We start from the raw sequence: 17051 nt of genomic DNA, 5'->3' as shown, positions 1-17051 counted from the left end.
AACGCTCCTTTAATTGTCAGTTACAGTTCCTGTGGTGCCCGGCAGAGCGTTCCAGCCTGCCGCGTCCTCGTCGATAAATACGTCGGCCGCCACGCTCTCGACCGTCGATCCAAAAATGGGGTCATTGTTTGCGTCGAAAAATGACCCCCAGTTGGCCTCCGCGTCGATATAGGCAGACGCCAAAAACAGGGGTCCGATGATATCAAACTCGGATTGGCCCGAGCCCGCCGCCGTCAATGAATTGATCAACGATAGCATCTTGAGATTGGCGGCGTAGCTGTCCGTGCCGCTGGCGGCGAGCGCGCCGTTGATCATCACCTTTTGCGTCCCATCCGTCACACTGACGACGATCGCCAGCTCTGCATTTTTAGCATAGCCACCTGCCGATGTGTATGTGTGGGGGCTGCCGCTGGTCTCCTCCATAATCGTATAGAGGCTGGAGGATGCGCCGGACGCAAATCGGAGACGGCTGTTATTTGCGCCCTCGGACGACATCAGCGTCGTCTCGGCTGTGGAGGTGCGCCTAATTTTAAGAGCAACGGTCAAATTTTTGGATGCGGCGGGCGGAGTAAATGCGTACCACGTGCTGCTGTCAAAATGCACGTCATTAATTGAGACAGGGGGCGCCGCCGCATCCACAGTTATGTTGAATGGGTCGGTCGTGTCGCTGCCCGCGGAGTTGGTCGCCGTCACGGTCACGCCGGTTTTATCGTCATCAGGATCATCCGGCGTGCCGGATAGCACGCCCGAGCTGGTATTGAACGACAGGCCCGACGGGATTGATGAGATCGAATAACTCGTCGGAGTGCCCCCGCCGAATTCCTCGCTAAAATCAACCGGCGTCATCGCCGTGTTTTCGGTCAGCGTGAGGTTGCTGACGGAGCCTGTGTACTCAGGCGCGGTGACCGGCGTCCCGCCAAATCCCGGATACCCGCCGCCGACGTAATCGCTGGTGATCAAGTCGCCGTGCATATCCCGCGTAAAGTCAATCTCCGGGAATTTGACCGCCAGAGTAGAGAGCATCGCCGAGATATCCGCCCCGCTCTTGCCCGCGTTGCCATCCTCCACATAATTAAAATTACCGCTGGACGGATCAACATAGGTCTCAGCCAGATCATTGTCGTGGGTATCCGTCGGGTCGAGAGACCCGGATGATTGACCGGACAGCAGACCCGTGTAGAGGTTGTTTTTTTCCTCGGCCAGAGCCGCTGCGCCGCCCGTCGCCCCGCCGCCATTGAGGATCATATTATAAAATCTCGTATCAACGGAGGCGTCATAACCGATAATCATAAAGCCGCCGGTCCCATCAGGCCGTGGCGGGATGGTGACGTTCCAAACGCGGACCTCATCATCGCCGCCGGAGGGGAGCGTCCCACCCTGATCGACAATGGCCCGGCCATCAGTCCCGCCAGTGACATAATCCAGCCGTGAAGGCTCGATATAGCTCTCTCCTATATAGACACCCGAGGCCTCTTGCCATGTCACATAACCGTACTGTCTGTAAATTTGCAATGCGTAGCCGATAGCATCAATCTGGCCCTCGTAAAAATTGACTGCGTTGGCATGTTCGTCAAATCCATTAAAAAATGCATAGGCGCGATAGAGCACCTGATGCTCGGAAGGGTCGGTATAATTATTGCCGAACGACCGGTGGATGGCCTGGCCGCACCGAAAATAGAGCGCGTTTGTGTTGAGCCAGTCATTGCAGCGCTGGGTAAACACGCCAAATGATGCGGTAGTCTGCAAGATAGTGTTTTGCTCAAGAATTAGATCATCGTTGAGGGCAAAATAGATCGCGCCATAACCCCGCGAAGAATGCCAGTTTTTGCCGAGGACGCAGTTTTTAAGGCCATTGCCGGTCCGAACGCCACCACTTGTGGCGCTGGTGACAGTGCCCGCGCAGACACCCTCGCGGGTCAACGATCCGCTGGCCCCGAAAATGTTGAACCCCTCAATAGTTGTGTTCTGGACCGCCCCCCAATCCACGCAGAATGTGCGGGCCGAGACTTCGATTTTGTCGGTCAGATTGCGGGCGTCATAGGGCCAGATGTAGAGATATCGGCTGCCGTCTCCCTCTGCCTCGCTCTCAAACATCCACTGCCCTGGAGCGGTCAGCGGGACGTTAAACAGGGCAAATCGAGTGCTGCCCGATTGCGGGTCCTGATCGGCCGTCGCGAGCGTGATCGTATCGGTCCCGTCAAAAGAGGCGATCTCCCCCGCGTGTAAATAATTGCCGTTGCGGTGGTAGTACACCCGCGCATTGGTGAGCTGCCCGGCAGTGTAGGCGGAGAGGACATCAGCGTCTGTGATCGAGCTGATTTTACCGCCCACGGTCCCGAAACTGTCGGCGCTGTGGTACTCGGTAAAGACTTTGAGCGCCGCCGGGTCACCCTCAACCGCTTTATCGCTGGCCCAGCGGAGCTGGACCCCGGCCTCGTGTAGATTAAGACCCTCCGGCGGGATATTGGTGTGGGTAAATCCGGAGGGGAGCGCCACCTTGTAGCACTTGGCATAGTCTGGACCGACGCGGGCCGCATCGCCTGCCGTACACGGCGTCCATCCGGTCAATATCTCAAATGCGCTGATCGTTGGCCGGGAGGTGCCGCGCGGCACGATATCGAGCGCACTCCATGCGCCTGCCCCAAGTGAGACACTCTCCCGATAAATAATCTCGTCACCGCCCGGCGTTTCGCCAGCGACAATGATTTTCTGCACGCCGCCCGCCGCATGGGCGGCATTGCGCGCCTCGGTAATGGTCTTAAAGGCAGTGCCCCATGATGTTCCGTCGCCGGAACTGACGACGCTTGCATCAACATAAAATGTGCCAGTCTCGCCGCCATCATAAGTTACGTCAGAGCCATAGCTAAAATTGTTATGCGCAACCGAGTAGATCATGATCGGGCCGCTAATCGCGGTGCCCTCAGCATTTGTCGCCTTCACTCGCCCATAGATGGGTTTTGCGTACGTGGGGGTGCCGGACAGTATTCCGGTCGAGGTGTTGAGCGTCAGGCCATCCAGCAGCTGATCCTGCACCGCGTCAAACGGCTCCCATGCATAGCTGGTCGCATCATCAAAGCGCGGGCCGAAATCATAGGCCGTCATCGCCGAGCCCTTGATCACCGGGATCGGCAGGATATCGCCGCCGAGGTAGCGCGGCGCATCCGCCGGCGGATCGACGATTGCGGTCACGGTCAATATCACCGTGTTGCTGGCGACTGCGCCATCGCTATTCGCGACCACAACATAGATCTCGGATCCACTCTCGACCAGCTCGACAGCCGTGAGCGTCAGGCTGGCCGATGTCTCGCCGACGAGCGCGACCTCATCCATGTACCATTGATAGCTGTCCGCGCCCGTCGCGGTCACTGTAAATGTAGCGTTTTCCCCCTCCGTCACGCTCTGATTTATGGGCTGCACGGTGATCACGGGAGGATTGAGGACGACTGCGCTGACCGTCAGTGTCGCGGCATTAGAGGTGACCGATCCATCCTCATTGCTGACGACGCAATCGATCTCCGCACCATCGTCACCCAGCGTCACCGCTTCGAGGATGAGCGTCGATGATGTCGCGCCGGGAATCGGCGCCTCGTCGAGCCGCCACTGGTAGCCGGTCGCGCCCGTGGCCGTGACCGAGAAGGTCGCGTTCGCCCCTTCCGTCACTGTCTGATTTGACGGCTGCACGGTGATGACAGGAAGGACCGGAACGAATTCATTGACGGTCAGGATTGCCGCGTCCGAAATGACCGAGCCGTCGCTGTTGCTGACGACACAATCGATCTCAGCGCCGTCGAGTGCGAGCGCGACATCCTCAAGCGTCAGGGTCGAGGAGGTCTCGCCGCTGATCGGCGTTCCGTCGAGCCGCCATTGATAGCCGGTCGCGCCGGTCGCGACGACCACAAAATTCACGTCGTCACCTTCCACCACCGACTGACTGCCCGGATGGACTGTAATCACCGGTGGAGCGACCTCGGGCGGAGCCACGTTGTTTGTAACGAGTGCGCCCGAGATGGACGGGACATTAAATCCATCGGCATCGAGCCAGTCGCCGGGGCCGGAATTGTAAGACCAGCGAACCTCTTGCCCGGCCTCGACCTCCTCGTTAAACGTGAAAACGAGCGTATCGCTCGAACCGTCCGCCGGCGATGCCGCAAGCCCGGTTACGGGCACATCGTCAATAGTGATTGACACGCCGGTAATGAACCAGCCGCTGGTGATACTCTTGCTGAAAATCACCGTCAGCGTATCCGGCGAACCGTCGCCGATCACTGCCGAGACCGGATACGCTGCGAAAGCCGCCGGACCGCGCAGATCGCCATAGCCGATGATCGAAAGCGCTGCTGTCGCTGTGATTGCCGCGCCCGCCGCCCCGCCCGCGTAGGCAGGTTGACCGGTCGCGTATGTGCTGCCGGGATCGCCCGGCTCGCCCGGATCCCCGCCCTTGCCGCCGGCTGTATGCAACGCGCCGCCCTCACCGCCGGCGATGGATGTGCCCGGGCTACCATTGTTCCCGCCATTGATATCGCCGCCATGTGCACCGCCCGCGCCCGGCAACGAGCCCGCCCCGCCGCCGCCGCCGCCCGCGCCCATATAAACACGGTAATGCCGCCCGCCGCCGCCACCACCGCCGCCGCCCCAGATTTGCCCCGCCGCATAGTCGAGGATGGTTGGCGTTTCGATATGAAGCGCGTCGCCGCCCGGCAGGCCGGCAGAGCCGCCGTTCTGCTCGGAATTGGAGCCTTTCCCCCCAGCCCCGCCCATGCCCTGGATCCGGCCATCGACGGTCAGATGGATCAGGCTGCCGGCCGCGAAGACGCCGGTGCGCAGCGCTTTGAGCGCCGTGCTTTCCGAGCCGATGATGACGCCGCTCTCCACGATAACCGTCACAAAGGCGGGCAGGCCGGGAATAAAATTCGGCTGCTCCTGCGCAAGCTCAAAGAGGTTGACGTTGTAGTCATCCACGCTGAGCTGCAACTGGATTGACTGACCGCGCCAGCTGTTACTGATGTTCTGCGGGCTTAGGAAACCCATGTCATTCCCCCTCCTGCAGCGCCTCTAAAGCCGATGTCAGGGCAGTGGTGAAGCTGGTGACCGCGGCCGCAACAGCGGCGGCATCGGCGGCGGTGGAGACGGCGTCCTCCGCCTGTTTTATAGTGCCGTCGATAACCGAGACGACGGTTGCCAGCATCAGGGCCTTGGACTGCTGCAGCTCCGCCAGATCGGTGATGCTTTCACCGAGGCCGCGTGCGGTCGCTTCCGCCGCAATGATCGCCTCATCTTCCTCTGTCGCCACCCCGGCAAGATAGCGCCGCGACCGCTCCGCCTTCACCGGCCAGGCGGCAATCTCGAATGGGCCGGCGTCGGCCGTTTGCGCGCGGATATCGTCCGCAATATGCCGGATGCGGGCGATAGCCTTCGCCTGCACCGCTTCCACGCTCAGCGTCGAGGTGGCGGGCGTTGCAAGCCCTGTCTCCGCATCGAGCGTGCCGCCGGGGACATAAACCTCATGCACACCGAGGGCAAAGGCAGGATCAAGCCGCGCATAACCGCCGAGCGCGAGCAGCGCCGCGTCATCAAGCCCGTTCGTACGGATCGTCGTGACTTCTCCGCTCCCCGGGTCGGTATAGGGGATGACAGCCGGGCGGGTGAGCGGCAAACCCGCAGGAGCGCCGTTTTTAATCTGCATGTAAAGAGCCATTTACCCCTCCTTAAATCCCGCTTGCGCGGATGGTTGTTGTCAGCTTTTGCCCGGCAATGGTGCTGCCGATTTGCGTCACCTTGAACACGAGCACGTCGCCCGCCACCGCGTCGACATAGGCCGCTCCGCCCGCGAATGTGCCGGCCGTATGCACATTGTCGGTCGCGGCAATGCGCGGCTTGGTGCCAAAAATCGACGCGCCGTTTTTTTCAATGTCGACAATCACGGCTGCGCCGGTCGGCGCTACCGCAGCATGCGCATAGAAGCCATCGATCCGGATCGGGCGAGCGAGGACGAGGCGGCCATATTCCTGCACGGCGAGGTCCCGCCCGGATCCGTCCGATGCGACGCCGGCCATGAAAGCGATATCCATTGCCCGCCCCTTCTGGATTGCCTTTGAGAGCTGGGCAAGATCGCCGTCGTCCGGTTCCAGTCCGGCATTTTCGATGGCGTTCAGGATCTCGGTCTGGACGACGTTGAAAAACTCTGCCGGGATCTGCGAGCCTTTGGGGTTGTTGCTGTTCGGGTTTTCGAAGGCATCCTCGGTCCCCGACGCATCGAGCGGCGGCACGTATTTCATTCGGTTTCCTCATAGAAAAATGTCAGGATGGTGTGGGCGGGCTTGAGCTGCTGAAACAGGCATTCCAGATCCTCCGCCTGGCGCAGAGTGGCGAGAAAATCTCCGCAGTTACTGGCCCCCGTTCGGGCATAGGTGACGCGCGGCTCATGCACCGTCACAAACCAATAGTGCCGCTGTGCAGGGCCGCCGCCGAGTGGATCGACAAGGAAATCGCCGCAGCACAGCGGCTTGCATTCGGTAATGGTGACGGGATAGCCGAGATCCTCGGCGAGCCCCTCAAAGAAGGACCTGCTTTGCCCCCCTGTGGAGAGATACCGTTGCAGGATGGCCGCACGGCGCTCCTGAAACACCGGGGCGTAGGTGACGCAATCATCCGGCAGGCCGAGCGCGATTTCCCAGTCGTCGATCAGAATGGATGCTTCACGTGGATCCGCTTCTCGCTCCAGCTGAGCAATGCGCTCCTCGATATTGGCGAACTCTACCGCGAGCCCTTCGACCAGGCTCATCAGGACGGTATTGCGCTCGCGCGGCCAGGCGAGGCCGCCCGGCAGCAGCTCGCGCAGCGCATTCACCTGGCGGGCGATTTCAGTTTCGCTCGCCATCACTCGATCTCCGCAAAGGCGATGCTGCCGAGCGTCGCGATCTCGCCAGCCGCGTGACTGACGTCAGCGGCCGGGGCGACGACGACATTGTTGCCTTCGCCGGCCGCGATGGACACCGCCTCGCGGATCTTGCTGATCAGCAGTGTTGCCCCCGGTGCCGCGAGCCGCGTCATCAGGTCGTTGAGCTCGGCCGTCACCGCCGCCTGTACTGTGGGCGTGTTGGGGGCGAGTTGGATCTCGAAATCGAGTGGCGTTGCGACGGGGGCAAGGGCGATCACCTCGGCCGTGATCGGCCGAACGCTCTCCAAATGCGCCTGCACCAGCGCGACATGAGCCGGAGAGGGGATGATGTCCGCCTCGTCATCGGTGACATAGCGCACGGTCACCGAGCCGCCTGCCTCGCGGACCGGCCAGACGCGGGTAACGCCGGCGACTTCCAGCGCCCAGGCGATGTAGTCATGCAGCGCTCCCCCTTGCGCCGGCCGGCGCCAGCGGGCGACGACCCGCTCGCGGAGCCGCTCAATCGGCTCGACATCACTGCCGCCGGTGATGCCTGGAGCAAGGACAGTGCCGGAGCTCGCGACATTGGCAAGCGGCGAGATGAACGAGAGACTGGCTCCGGCGGGCGTGTTCGCCGCCGCCGTCGGATCGACGGCCCGAACAGGGACGCTCGCGCTGCCGCCGGCGATGGCGGTTTCCGTCTGGACCTCGAAAGCCATCCCGTCACTACGGGTAAGGACGCGCCCTTCCGGGATGACAGCTCCGTCCGCGCCGGCGACACTTACCATACCGACAGCCTCCTCGCCCGCCTTGCGCGGGATACCGCGCAGCGGGGCATGCAGCTCGAGCAGGGCATCCTCATCGGCCGTGGCGGGAAAGAGCTGCCGTTCGGCATATTCAATCCGGCCATAGAGCCCATGCGCAAGGCCGGCGACGGCGCGGCCGATTGTGGCGACATAACTTTTGCGCAGCAGCGGGTCCGTCCCCTCGAGGCGGGAAGCCAGGGTCGTGCGCAGACGTTCATCGAGATCGGCAATTGTCGGGCGCGGCGCGGGCATTATGCGTCCTCCTTCCAGAGCTGGTTAAAACGAAATTCAAGCGGCTGATCGGCCCGCTGGAGTGTCACGATCAGGCCGAGAGTGGGGGATGCGCCAGCGGCACGCGGCGGGATCTCGATTGCCTCCACATTGACCTCTGTGACCACCTTGTCAGTGATCATCCATGCCAGCGCCTCCTCGGCGATTTCCTGTGTGCGGCGGAGGTTTTCAGGGGTGACTTTCAGCCGGTCGAGCGTCCAGAGCCGCGAGCCGATGCGGTCGGCGGGATCATCATTGAGCAGATCGCCCCACCAGCCGCGCCGGTTGCCGCTGCCATCCGGGATTTCGTCGGTGGGGAGCGCCCGTCGGTCGGTAAAAAGCGATATCAGGACGGCCGAGACGACGCCGTCATCGCGGGCGAGGTCGCCGCCGGTGACGCTGAAATCAATCCCGAGCATGGCCGGATCGAAACTGGCGAGCAGATCACTCATGCGGACCTCACTGTGTCTGACCCGGAGATGATCGGCCAGTCGCCCGCCGAGCTGCCGCCGCCGATGCGGACCATATCGCCGACGCGTGCGACAGGCTGCCCGTCCGCGCCACCGAGCCGGATATCATCGCTGTTGATGACCAGCGATCCTGCGGTGACAATCATCTCGCCCACCTCGACCACAAGTTTTTCGCTGTTGAGCTCGGTCTGGCTTTTGCGATGCCGAAATAGCTTGCCGGTATAATGGCTGACGCCGACTTCGCCGGCCTCCTTGTCCTTCGGCTCATAGCGCATGTCGGAGGTGGCGATACAGATGGCCGCGTTGCGCTTGCCGCCGACGGCAACAAAGACGGCCTCGCAGCCGGGAAGTGGCACGGAATATAGGCCATATTCCTGAAACTGCTCCAGCCCGTCGTGAGTCTCGCCGGCGAGCAGGGTTGCCTTCAGATACTGTTTTCCTTCTGTGTGGCTGATCGCCTTCAGCACCGCCCGGCCGACGAGGAGCTGGAGCTGGAGCCGCAATTTGCTGCTGACCTTCCGGATCAGATCCTCTACCATGAGAGCGCCCCCTCCGTGCCCTGATCGAGCGGAACGGGGATCAGGTCATAAGCAGCCGGCGGAACGACGCTCAGCTGGGTCAATGTCCCTTCCTCGTTTTTTGTAAATACCACCCGCTCGACCAGCATCGTCGTGTCGATCCCGGCCTCCGGATCATCGACCGTCACCAGCTTGTTGGGTTGCCAAAGCGGGCCGGTCGCCCCGCCCGTGCGCCAGCCGGTGAGCGTATACTCGTATGACTTGGCCTTGCCGGCGCGGACATTGACTTCAAACTGCGCGCGATCCGCGAAACTTTTCGCATCGCCGCTGGTCTCCGAGATGATGATTTTCGGACGATATCTTGCCACGTTGACGTCCGTCGCCCGGGCATCGCTGCTCGCGGTCGCATCAGGATCAGCCCAGATATTGCCCATGCCATCTCCCTTAACGATGACCGGGCTGAACCGGCCACGCGAGGAACTGGTGCCGGACATCGCCTTGATGTTTTTGCCCAGCACCAGCGCGCCCTGCAGCTCCTCGCCGGCACGGACCAGCGTTAGATTGCCGTGTACATCCGCCATCGGGAAGACTGCACGCGCGGCGCAGAGCCGCTGCAAAAAGTCGCCGGCGCTTTCACCTTGCGACACATCGACCTTGGCAAATGGTTCGCCGACATCTGTGAGGGCGCGGACGGTGACGCCGAACTCCCGGCCGATATCCGCGGCGATCTGGAGGAGCGTCCGGTCTTTCCATTCGCTGATTTTTGCCCCGGCGCTGCAGTCCACGAGATCGGCCGTCCGCGAGCGGCCGGTGATGGTGGTGGTGGCCGTCTCGTGATCGTAGCTGGTCCGCAACTCATCGATCCAGCCGTCGATCACCAACTCGTCGTCGATGAGGATCTGCACCGCAGAGTTATCCATGATCGCCGGGCGGCCGCGACGCTGGCCCCAATGCGCCGAGAGTGTCAGCTCGAACGTACTGGCAATCTCGCCTATAGCCATCTCGACGCGGCTTTCCGTCCATCCGCCATAGATGAGATTGTCGATTTTGAGCGCGACATCAGACATTGGAGAGCACCTCCAAAGGCCGGCCAGCGGGTACGAAATTCGGATGCTTCAAGGCGTTGCGGGAGATCAGATCGTCGGCCTTGTCAAGATCCTCGAACAGATCGTAGGCAACGGCCAGCGCAGGCCGCGTCCGGTTGATGCTGACGCGGACCAGCCGGGCAAGGTCGATGGACCGCTGCCGCGTATCAGTCACCAGCTTGGCGCGGAGATCCTCGAGCGCCGCAAAGACCGGATCGGACGCGGCGGCGGCCGCCTCATCGATCAGATCGAGCGCGTCGGCGAGGGCGGCGGTCGCCTCCTCATAGCTGTCAAAATCCGCAGTGACCAGGGCATCGGCTTTCAGTGCGGCGGCAGTTGTGGTAACCAGCCCCTCCAACGCCGTCTGATTGTCCGCCTCCGCCCGGCGGGACGCTGTTGCCATCGCGCCGTTTGAGTTCGGGACAGGACGTAATGTCGCGCGCCAGCCATCAAGGATCAGGCCGAGCGCGCCGAGGGTGCCAAGAGGATTGCTCAGCGCCGCCCCGCCGAGGGTCAGCGCGCCCTGCAGGGCGGCACCCAGCGCGGTCGGCTCATAGACGAGCGTCGAGACCCGCTTGCGGGTGCCGATAACTTGCGATTTTGACGCATTGATTTCGCTGGTGACCAGGCGGAGAGAGCTCATGGCTCCCTCTATCTGGGTGAGGAGGGAGCCAACCAATCCCTCGCTCGCTGCGGCGACAAAGCCGGGGCGACCGCGCGCGGCGTAACGCTCCTGAAAGAGATCGAGCGCCGCCTGGCGCGCCTCTTCGCTCGATATCAGGACGGTGCGGCGCGTATCTGTTCGCACGGTCGGGCGGACAATTGGCGCGCTCTTCACGAAGGTGACGGTGAAGACGGATTTGCGACCCTCGCCGGCACTCTCCGCAAGCGTCCAGCGCTCTTCCGGATCAACCTCGACCAGAACGGTGCCGACAAAGGGATGGATCAACTCGCCCGCGCCGGCCGCATCGAGCGCCGCCCACATGGCATTGCGCAAGCGCATGTCGTCGCCGAAGAGGACAAGATCGAAAGTGAACTTCTTGTCGGCAAGGCCGAAGGTTTCAATCTCGCCCTGGTCGCTGCCGGGAAACTCATGATGCACACCGCGCCGGCCACCGGAGACGCGATGGGTCAGGGAGTGAAACGGGATGCCCCGAAAGCTACCGGGCCGAAGTTGAGAGAGCCAGCTCATTCACCAGCCTCCAGCTTCCATCGGCGGGCCGGCATGCACATTTGTGCCGCGCCGCGCGCGCCGCGCGGCTGTCGCTCGGACAACCGGGCCGCCGGCGTTCGGATTGACCGCAACATCAACGTTGACCTCGCCGTTTTCTTTGGTGACGTCGATCAGCTCGGTCAACAGCTCGGCGATCTGCTCGCCGCTGAACTGACCGCCAAAGCCGCCCAGCACCCCGCCGACAATGCCGCCGAGCAGGGTGCCGAGGCCCGGCACCACGCTACCGATGGATGCCCCGAGGGCGCTGCCGCCGAGCGCCCCGCCGAGTGCACCGAGGTCACCGCCTATGCCTCGGGCTTTTTCCGCGCCCGTGAGATCATCCGCCAAAGCAGTCCCGCTGATCGCCGCTCCGGCGATCAACGCGCCGAGGACCGGCACACGCGTAAAAAGCCCTTTAAGGCCACTTACAGAACCGCCCTTGAACAGCGATGTGAGCCGTGAAGCGAGCCCGCCGGTCGTGCCGGCAGCCGCAGCGGCACCCGCCGCACCAGCGGCAACGCCGCCGCGGCGGGGATTACCCATGCCGCCGCCCATGCCGCCCATCCCCATATTGACGACAAAGACCTTCTGCACACCAACGGCCCCGACCGCACCAGCGAGGCCGCCGGATCTCATTCCCTTCGCCATGCCGACAATGCCCATGCCGCCCTTGATCAGCTTGTTTATTATGACAAGGCCACCTACCGCGCCGGCGATGCCGATCAGCGTTTTAAAAATCGTGTCGAGCCGATCAGGATCCAGAGCATTAATGGCATCTGCGAGACCCTTGATTGGACCGGACAGGTTTTTATCGGCGAGGTTCTGGATTGTTGATGAGAGGCTTGTAAGCGCCGCGTCCATTGTCTGGGCCGCGCGCGTGGCATCCTCCATCAACTTCGATCCGTCGCCGCCAACGGCCAGAAAACTGTCGAGTGTTTTAAAATCCTTGGTATCTCTGTACTCACGGGCAATATCTCTGATCGCCCGCATGGCCTGGATATCGAAGACCTGGCCGAGTTTGAGTTCGTCCCCGCCCGATAGCGTCATCAGTTCCTTGGTGATATCAACCAAGCTGCGCATCTTGTCGGGATCATCATCCTCGAAAATTTTGAGCCCAACGCCCTCTAGCTTTTTGATGATCTCCCCATCCAGCAAACTACCTGCATAGCGTTCGAACGCTGTTGCGGCCATCTCGGGCGTACCGGTACTTCTCATTGACATCTGCATGAGTGCGCCCAACTCCCGCGCACCACCAACCCCGACATTGCCCGTTCCCGCCATCATTGAAATGATACGCGGCCCCAATGCGGCCAGGTCATCAAGCTCAAAGCCGCCCGCCTGGCCTTGGACTAACAAAGTGTCAACCGCTGCTTCAAACGCCTTTGGATCACGAATGCCCATCGTCTCGATCAGACCCGCGCCGAGTGCACCGGCCGCCGCGCCGGTAGCACCGCTCGCGCGGATCAGCCGGGCGAGGGTCTGCATGTTTTTGGTGACGGCCTCCAGATCGCCGGTCTTTTTGTAGATTTCGTCGACAGCCGCAAACAGCTCGCCTTCGCCGATGCGGATATCAGGCGCGCGGGCCGTCTCAAAAATCTGTTCGCGCAGTTCGATCATTTGTTTTGACGTTCGCCCGGCCGCGATGCCCAGCATCTCATACCGCTTCTCGAGGCTAGCGATATATTTGATGGCCCCGGCCGCCGCCGCGCCGGAGAGGATGGCGCTATAGCGATTACCGAGGGCATCGAGCCCTTTGCTCGTTGCCCGCAGCGTGCCATTCATCCGGCCCATGGCAACGCTGCTGCGCTTGGCCATACCTGCGAGCGCCATCTCATTCCGGCGCGCTTCGCGGGCGACATTGCCGCGCAGGTTCAGGAGCATATCAACGTTGGTGGTGACCATTTATTTCGCTTTCATCCTTTGCCAATTTCAGGATCATTGCCGCTTCTCGGAGGCCGATATTCAGGACCTCATCCCGGCCCCAGCCGGTAAATCGGCTGATCATGACGACCATTTTTATTACTCCCCGCCGGTCCTCATGCGGATCGGCGGGATTATTCTCGCCCCGCCGGCAGCCCGATCTCCGCCATTGCATCAGCGAGGAGGCGGTTATCAAATTTCTCCACCTGCAGGCGGATCAGCCAGCCGTCGGTCAGGGTGAGATCACGAAAGACTGCGGGGTCCGGCGCGCCTTCGCGGTCTCCAAATTTGACGATGCGCCGGGCGAGCGCCGCGCGGGTGAAGTCGCCGCCTTCCGCACTGTTTGTTTCCTCCTGCGCCGCGAGCAGGTCTTTCAGCGTCGTCTCGCGGATCACGAAACGGGTAACGGCCGCGCCGTCAACGGTGAGGCCGCTCACCATGTCGATGGCCGCCGATCCGTCGACGTCGATTTTCGCGAGTGCATCGGCGCGAAGGCGCTCATCAAAGGCGCTGATCTGTTCGACAACGAGCAGCCAGTCGGTGTCGGTCAGCATCGAGAGCAGATCGGCAGACATCGGGCCGTCCGTACCCGCATATTTGGTGACGCGCCGGGCGACGAGCGCCAGCTCGAGCGCGAGGCCGGACTTCTTGCCATGCGTCTTGATGACGTCCTCTTCGTCCCGGTCCAGCGCTTCCCGAACCGTGAATTCAGTGAAGGAATGTTTGCCCGCGCTGATGCCGCCGGCGAGCTTGATGACCGCCGTCTGGATCAACCCTTAACCTCCTCGACATCATTGCTCATAAACTCCATGTCGACGGTGCCGCCATCGGAGTTGAGCGTCGGCGGATCACCCAGGCGGACGGCATCAGAGAAGATATAGACCTGCCCGGTGTCACAGGTGAACGTAACCGTAGCCGGTGGCAGCTCAGCCAATTCCTTGAGACTGTCGCCCTTGCCAAAGCGGAATGTTGCGCTGATCTTGCCGGAAACCAGCTGCTCTTTGTAGCCGCTGCCGCGGTCGGTTTCTTCTTCTGTCCTCCGGACGCCAGGGAAAGTGCAGGTGGCGCCGAGTGAGGATGCCCACTCTTTCCCGGCGATAGCGATATGGGCGCGGCCCGTAAACTGTTTGCTCATGGCAGATCCTTAGAGGCTGTACTGGATTTTGCTGGCGTAGATCAGGAAGTTGCCGATCAGCTTCGCCGGGTTCAGAACGTTCACGCGGTCGGGATTATTCGGATCCCGCTCGACGCGGAGCTCCTCGATAAACTCGTCGACCTGATGCACGAGGCCCGCGCCCTCCCACTTCTTGTAGAGTGAGATCAGCTCGTTGCGGATCCCGTCCGGGGTGATCACGTTGGCTGACGGTCGAGTGCCGTTGTCAGCCAGCTTGAAGCGCGGGAAGGTCGTCGCGATTGTGTGGCGCTCCGAATAGCGGAGATATGCGAGGAGCGTCATCGTCACGAGCCGGAGATAGGACGTATCCTCCAGCCCTTGCGCGTTGACCTGGTAGGTCGTGATCGCCCGTGTGATATGCACGTCACTGCCGACGCAGTAAGTTGGCGTGATGCCCTCATAGAGCAGCAGCTCCTGCTCCATATCGGTAAACTGCGCATCGGTCGCCGGAGCCAGCACGCCCGGCAGGCGCAGTGTCTGATAATCACGGGCGGGATCAATCGCAGCATTGAAGCTGATGACCCCGCCGTAGGCGGCGGCGATCTCCCAAGGCGGTGTCGGGCAACCATTGATGCCGATGATTGTCACGCTCGGGCTGTTGCGGCCATCGCCAAAGGTGGAGAGAGCGCCATGCGTCCCGGCCCTCGCCGAATAGGCGATCCCATCCTGCATCTCCATCGGGCCGAAGCGATCCTCGAGCTCCGCCTCCAGCGCCGCTAGATTGGTGGCGTCGGTATAGGGCGTGATGATATCGGTGTACCAGGTCGGCCCCATCGCCGCGATGACGCTGTCAATCTCCGGATTACCCGTGCCGCCGGACATGGCGGTGATCGCCACTGTGAGGCCGAGCGGGCGGAACTCGTCATCATAATAGTTGATCCGGACATCGATAGAGTTGCCAAGCTCGCCCTTATGCCGGGCGGTCAGGTTGACCTTAAAGGCATCTTCTCCGTCGACTGCAGCTGTCACCGGCAGCATGCCATCGCCATTGATGGCAGCTGCAACGGCTGTAGCAATGACGGTGGCCGCGTCCCCGGTCTTGACGCCGACGCGGATCCGCCGGCCACCGATCCAGAGATTGAGCGTGCCGGCCTTAACCGAGGTTGCTGTAAAGCTGATGTCCCCGGATGCGGCAGTTCCGGCAGATGCGTCCGCCAGCCCCATGCAGACGAGCTGGTGATAGTTGTTGGCATCACGGAGGCGAATTGCCATCTGATGCAGCATGCTGCCGTAACCGAAGGCGACGGCGGCACCGGCCGGGTCGGTGACCGGGACAGGCGTCGCCTCGGCAACCGTCGCGGTGGAAAGCATCTGGCCGATCATGAGGATCTTGCGCGGCATGCCGACAAGCCCGCGGACCGCACGGCGGTTGTCATATTCAATGTACTGACCGGGGCGGCGAAGATCGACCGGCACCTGGTTGAAAGCAATCATGCTCATGCATCAGCTCCTTTTTTCTGCCCGGACTTTGCCGGCGATTTCAATGTGACGTCGCCGTCCTTGACCCGGCGCAGCCAGTACGCACTAGTCTCGACGACAGCCCCTTCCGGCGGCAGGTACACATCCGCTGCGCCGAGAGGCTTGTCGGGGTTGATGACTTTAAGTCCCGCTGCGGGGACGACATGGATCGTCTGTTTCATTCGCTCTCTCTCAAGTCGATGTGGTTGACAGGATGGTCGCCGGGCGGGAGCGGCAGATCGTCCGCCTCGTCCGTCCAGTCGGAATGGTAAATGTTGAAATCAGCCAGGTCGGTTTCGGGATCGAGCGTGCCAGGGACATCGACGGGCAGCGTAAAAGTCGCGGCATATGCCGCAATCGCGCGCTTCATCAGCTGACCGGTAAAAAGGTTTTCAACTTGTGCGATCCGGAAGGGTCCGCAGCCGGCGACAGTCACGCCATTGAGCGCCGCGACGGCCACACTGACAATTTCATAAGCGCCGATCTCTCGCGTGTCCCCATGCCGGCGCTGTACCTGGCCGCCCTGGTGAGAGGTAACGGCATAAAGCGCCCAGCTCGTATCAATGCGGTCATCCATGCCTTGTGTCAGACGCCCGCCGAGGAACAGGACGTAAAGCGCCGGTGTCTCGATCCGCATTTGCGCCACGCTCTCCGCCGTGAATTCGCCTGGTAACGAGCCAACGGTTTTGAGCGCCGACTTGCCATCGCGGGTAAAAGCGGCGGCGGCGAGGTCAATGATCCCCTTCTCGATATCTGTGATCCATCCGGCGGCGGCGCTCATGGCAGCACCTCCAGCCGTCGCCGCAGGAAGTCCATCGCGATTTCGCGAATGGCCTCGAAATCATCCTGGCTGAAGCCGAGATAGGGCCGGGCGGGAATGGTGACCTGTTTCGCGAAGATCATCCGGTCGCCAATTTTGAACGCCAGACGAGCGGCGCTTTTCGGCTTGATCACCGCGCCATATTGGTGCACGCCAGCATAGATAACGTTCGTGCCGACCCGAACTTTACGGCGGGTCGCCTTATAGGTGATGGATCGACGCAGCCGCGCGCTTTTCTGCAGGATCGGCCCGTCACGAGAGATCGGCAGCCAGGCGTTCCCGTCGGGATCCTCCTCATTCTCAAAGCGGAAGTCGACCGACGTGCGGAGCTCTTCGCCGATCTCCTGCATGAGCGGTGTGGTATCCGCACGACCGATCTCGCGGAATGCAGCGGCGATCTTGTCGGCGGCGGCAGGGCGAAATTCAATCGTCGCAACCAT

The 17051-nt window shown here is 61.9% G+C and carries 17 protein-coding genes; all 17 read right to left on the bottom strand.

Going from position 1 to position 17051, the window contains the following annotated elements:
- Positions 1–9: 9 nt before the first annotated feature.
- Genes V7Z56_RS05135 through V7Z56_RS05055 form a run of 17 tightly spaced genes read right to left on the bottom strand, consistent with a single transcriptional unit; the run spans position 10 to position 17051 of the window.
- Positions 10–5028, bottom strand: a complete 5019-nt coding sequence (locus tag V7Z56_RS05135) for a putative Ig domain-containing protein (RefSeq protein WP_334128293.1) — start codon at positions 5026–5028, stop codon at positions 10–12.
- A gap of 1 nt (position 5029) precedes the next feature.
- Entirely contained in the window at positions 5030–5695 is a 666-nt protein-coding gene (locus V7Z56_RS05130) for a hypothetical protein (protein ID WP_334128292.1), read from the bottom strand.
- Between the two features lie 10 nt (positions 5696–5705).
- Positions 5706–6275: a hypothetical protein gene (locus tag V7Z56_RS05125; RefSeq protein WP_334128291.1), complete on the bottom strand. Its 570-nt coding sequence runs from the start codon at positions 6273–6275 to the stop codon at positions 5706–5708.
- The gene (locus tag V7Z56_RS05120; protein ID WP_334128290.1) at positions 6272–6877 is read right to left on the bottom strand and encodes a YmfQ family protein; all 606 of its coding nucleotides are present in this window, start codon (positions 6875–6877) and stop codon (positions 6272–6274) included. The genes V7Z56_RS05125 and V7Z56_RS05120 overlap by 4 nt, the downstream gene beginning before the upstream one ends.
- Positions 6877–7935 (bottom strand): baseplate J/gp47 family protein, encoded by a 1059-nt coding sequence (locus V7Z56_RS05115; RefSeq protein ID WP_334128289.1) that lies wholly within the window; start codon positions 7933–7935, stop codon positions 6877–6879. Before V7Z56_RS05115 ends, V7Z56_RS05120 begins: the two co-directional genes overlap by 1 nt.
- Entirely contained in the window at positions 7935–8405 is a 471-nt protein-coding gene (locus V7Z56_RS05110; protein WP_334128288.1) for a phage GP46 family protein, read from the bottom strand. The genes V7Z56_RS05115 and V7Z56_RS05110 overlap by 1 nt, the downstream gene beginning before the upstream one ends.
- On the bottom strand, positions 8402–8962 hold the full coding sequence (locus V7Z56_RS05105) for a phage baseplate assembly protein V (protein WP_334128287.1): 561 nt from the start codon (positions 8960–8962) through the stop codon (positions 8402–8404). Before V7Z56_RS05105 ends, V7Z56_RS05110 begins: the two co-directional genes overlap by 4 nt.
- Positions 8956–10008, bottom strand: coding sequence for a phage baseplate assembly protein (locus V7Z56_RS05100; RefSeq protein ID WP_334128286.1), 1053 nt, complete (start codon positions 10006–10008; stop codon positions 8956–8958). The genes V7Z56_RS05105 and V7Z56_RS05100 overlap by 7 nt, the downstream gene beginning before the upstream one ends.
- The gene (locus V7Z56_RS05095) at positions 10001–11218 is read right to left on the bottom strand and encodes a DNA circularization protein (protein ID WP_334128285.1); all 1218 of its coding nucleotides are present in this window, start codon (positions 11216–11218) and stop codon (positions 10001–10003) included. Before V7Z56_RS05095 ends, V7Z56_RS05100 begins: the two co-directional genes overlap by 8 nt.
- Positions 11219–13141 (bottom strand): hypothetical protein, encoded by a 1923-nt coding sequence (locus V7Z56_RS05090; RefSeq protein ID WP_334128284.1) that lies wholly within the window; start codon positions 13139–13141, stop codon positions 11219–11221. It abuts the gene before it with no gap.
- The gene (locus V7Z56_RS05085; RefSeq protein WP_334128283.1) at positions 13122–13253 is read right to left on the bottom strand and encodes a hypothetical protein; all 132 of its coding nucleotides are present in this window, start codon (positions 13251–13253) and stop codon (positions 13122–13124) included. The genes V7Z56_RS05090 and V7Z56_RS05085 overlap by 20 nt, the downstream gene beginning before the upstream one ends.
- Positions 13254–13293: 40 nt before the next feature.
- Positions 13294–13932 (bottom strand): hypothetical protein, encoded by a 639-nt coding sequence (locus tag V7Z56_RS05080; protein WP_334128282.1) that lies wholly within the window; start codon positions 13930–13932, stop codon positions 13294–13296.
- Positions 13929–14294, bottom strand: coding sequence for a phage tail tube protein (locus tag V7Z56_RS05075; RefSeq protein WP_334128281.1), 366 nt, complete (start codon positions 14292–14294; stop codon positions 13929–13931). Before V7Z56_RS05075 ends, V7Z56_RS05080 begins: the two co-directional genes overlap by 4 nt.
- Positions 14295–14303: 9 nt before the next feature.
- Positions 14304–15773, bottom strand: coding sequence for a phage tail sheath subtilisin-like domain-containing protein (locus tag V7Z56_RS05070; RefSeq protein ID WP_334128280.1), 1470 nt, complete (start codon positions 15771–15773; stop codon positions 14304–14306).
- Positions 15770–15973, bottom strand: a complete 204-nt coding sequence (locus V7Z56_RS05065; protein WP_334128279.1) for a DUF2635 domain-containing protein — start codon at positions 15971–15973, stop codon at positions 15770–15772. Before V7Z56_RS05065 ends, V7Z56_RS05070 begins: the two co-directional genes overlap by 4 nt.
- Complete coding sequence (locus V7Z56_RS05060; protein ID WP_334128278.1) at positions 15970–16572, bottom strand: phage protein Gp37; 603 nt, start codon at positions 16570–16572, stop codon at positions 15970–15972. Before V7Z56_RS05060 ends, V7Z56_RS05065 begins: the two co-directional genes overlap by 4 nt.
- Positions 16569–17051 carry a phage virion morphogenesis protein gene (locus V7Z56_RS05055; protein WP_334128277.1) on the bottom strand — a complete coding sequence of 161 codons (483 nt, stop codon included), beginning with the start codon at positions 17049–17051 and terminating at the stop codon, positions 16569–16571. The genes V7Z56_RS05060 and V7Z56_RS05055 overlap by 4 nt, the downstream gene beginning before the upstream one ends.

The organism is Sneathiella sp. (assembly GCF_036844445.1).
Classification (GTDB): domain Bacteria; phylum Pseudomonadota; class Alphaproteobacteria; order Sneathiellales; family Sneathiellaceae; genus Sneathiella.
Note: the sequence above shows the minus strand (reverse complement) of the source record. Positions and strands in the feature narration are given on the sequence as shown.

Coding starts and splice junctions, on each gene's coding strand:
- V7Z56_RS05135 (WP_334128293.1), bottom strand. CDS start 5,028: ATGGGTTTCCTAAGCCCGCAGAACATCAGTAACAGCTGGCGCGGTCAG.
- V7Z56_RS05130 (WP_334128292.1), bottom strand. CDS start 5,695: ATGGCTCTTTACATGCAGATTAAAAACGGCGCTCCTGCGGGTTTGCCG.
- V7Z56_RS05125 (WP_334128291.1), bottom strand. CDS start 6,275: ATGAAATACGTGCCGCCGCTCGATGCGTCGGGGACCGAGGATGCCTTC.
- V7Z56_RS05120 (WP_334128290.1), bottom strand. CDS start 6,877: ATGGCGAGCGAAACTGAAATCGCCCGCCAGGTGAATGCGCTGCGCGAG.
- V7Z56_RS05115 (WP_334128289.1), bottom strand. CDS start 7,935: ATGCCCGCGCCGCGCCCGACAATTGCCGATCTCGATGAACGTCTGCGC.
- V7Z56_RS05110 (WP_334128288.1), bottom strand. CDS start 8,405: ATGAGTGATCTGCTCGCCAGTTTCGATCCGGCCATGCTCGGGATTGAT.
- V7Z56_RS05105 (WP_334128287.1), bottom strand. CDS start 8,962: ATGGTAGAGGATCTGATCCGGAAGGTCAGCAGCAAATTGCGGCTCCAG.
- V7Z56_RS05100 (WP_334128286.1), bottom strand. CDS start 10,008: ATGTCTGATGTCGCGCTCAAAATCGACAATCTCATCTATGGCGGATGG.
- V7Z56_RS05095 (WP_334128285.1), bottom strand. CDS start 11,218: ATGAGCTGGCTCTCTCAACTTCGGCCCGGTAGCTTTCGGGGCATCCCG.
- V7Z56_RS05090 (WP_334128284.1), bottom strand. CDS start 13,141: ATGGTCACCACCAACGTTGATATGCTCCTGAACCTGCGCGGCAATGTC.
- V7Z56_RS05085 (WP_334128283.1), bottom strand. CDS start 13,253: ATGGTCGTCATGATCAGCCGATTTACCGGCTGGGGCCGGGATGAGGTC.
- V7Z56_RS05075 (WP_334128281.1), bottom strand. CDS start 14,294: ATGAGCAAACAGTTTACGGGCCGCGCCCATATCGCTATCGCCGGGAAA.
- V7Z56_RS05070 (WP_334128280.1), bottom strand. CDS start 15,773: ATGAGCATGATTGCTTTCAACCAGGTGCCGGTCGATCTTCGCCGCCCC.
- V7Z56_RS05065 (WP_334128279.1), bottom strand. CDS start 15,973: ATGAAACAGACGATCCATGTCGTCCCCGCAGCGGGACTTAAAGTCATC.
- V7Z56_RS05060 (WP_334128278.1), bottom strand. CDS start 16,572: ATGAGCGCCGCCGCCGGATGGATCACAGATATCGAGAAGGGGATCATT.
- V7Z56_RS05055 (WP_334128277.1), bottom strand. CDS start 17,051: ATGGTTGCGACGATTGAATTTCGCCCTGCCGCCGCCGACAAGATCGCC.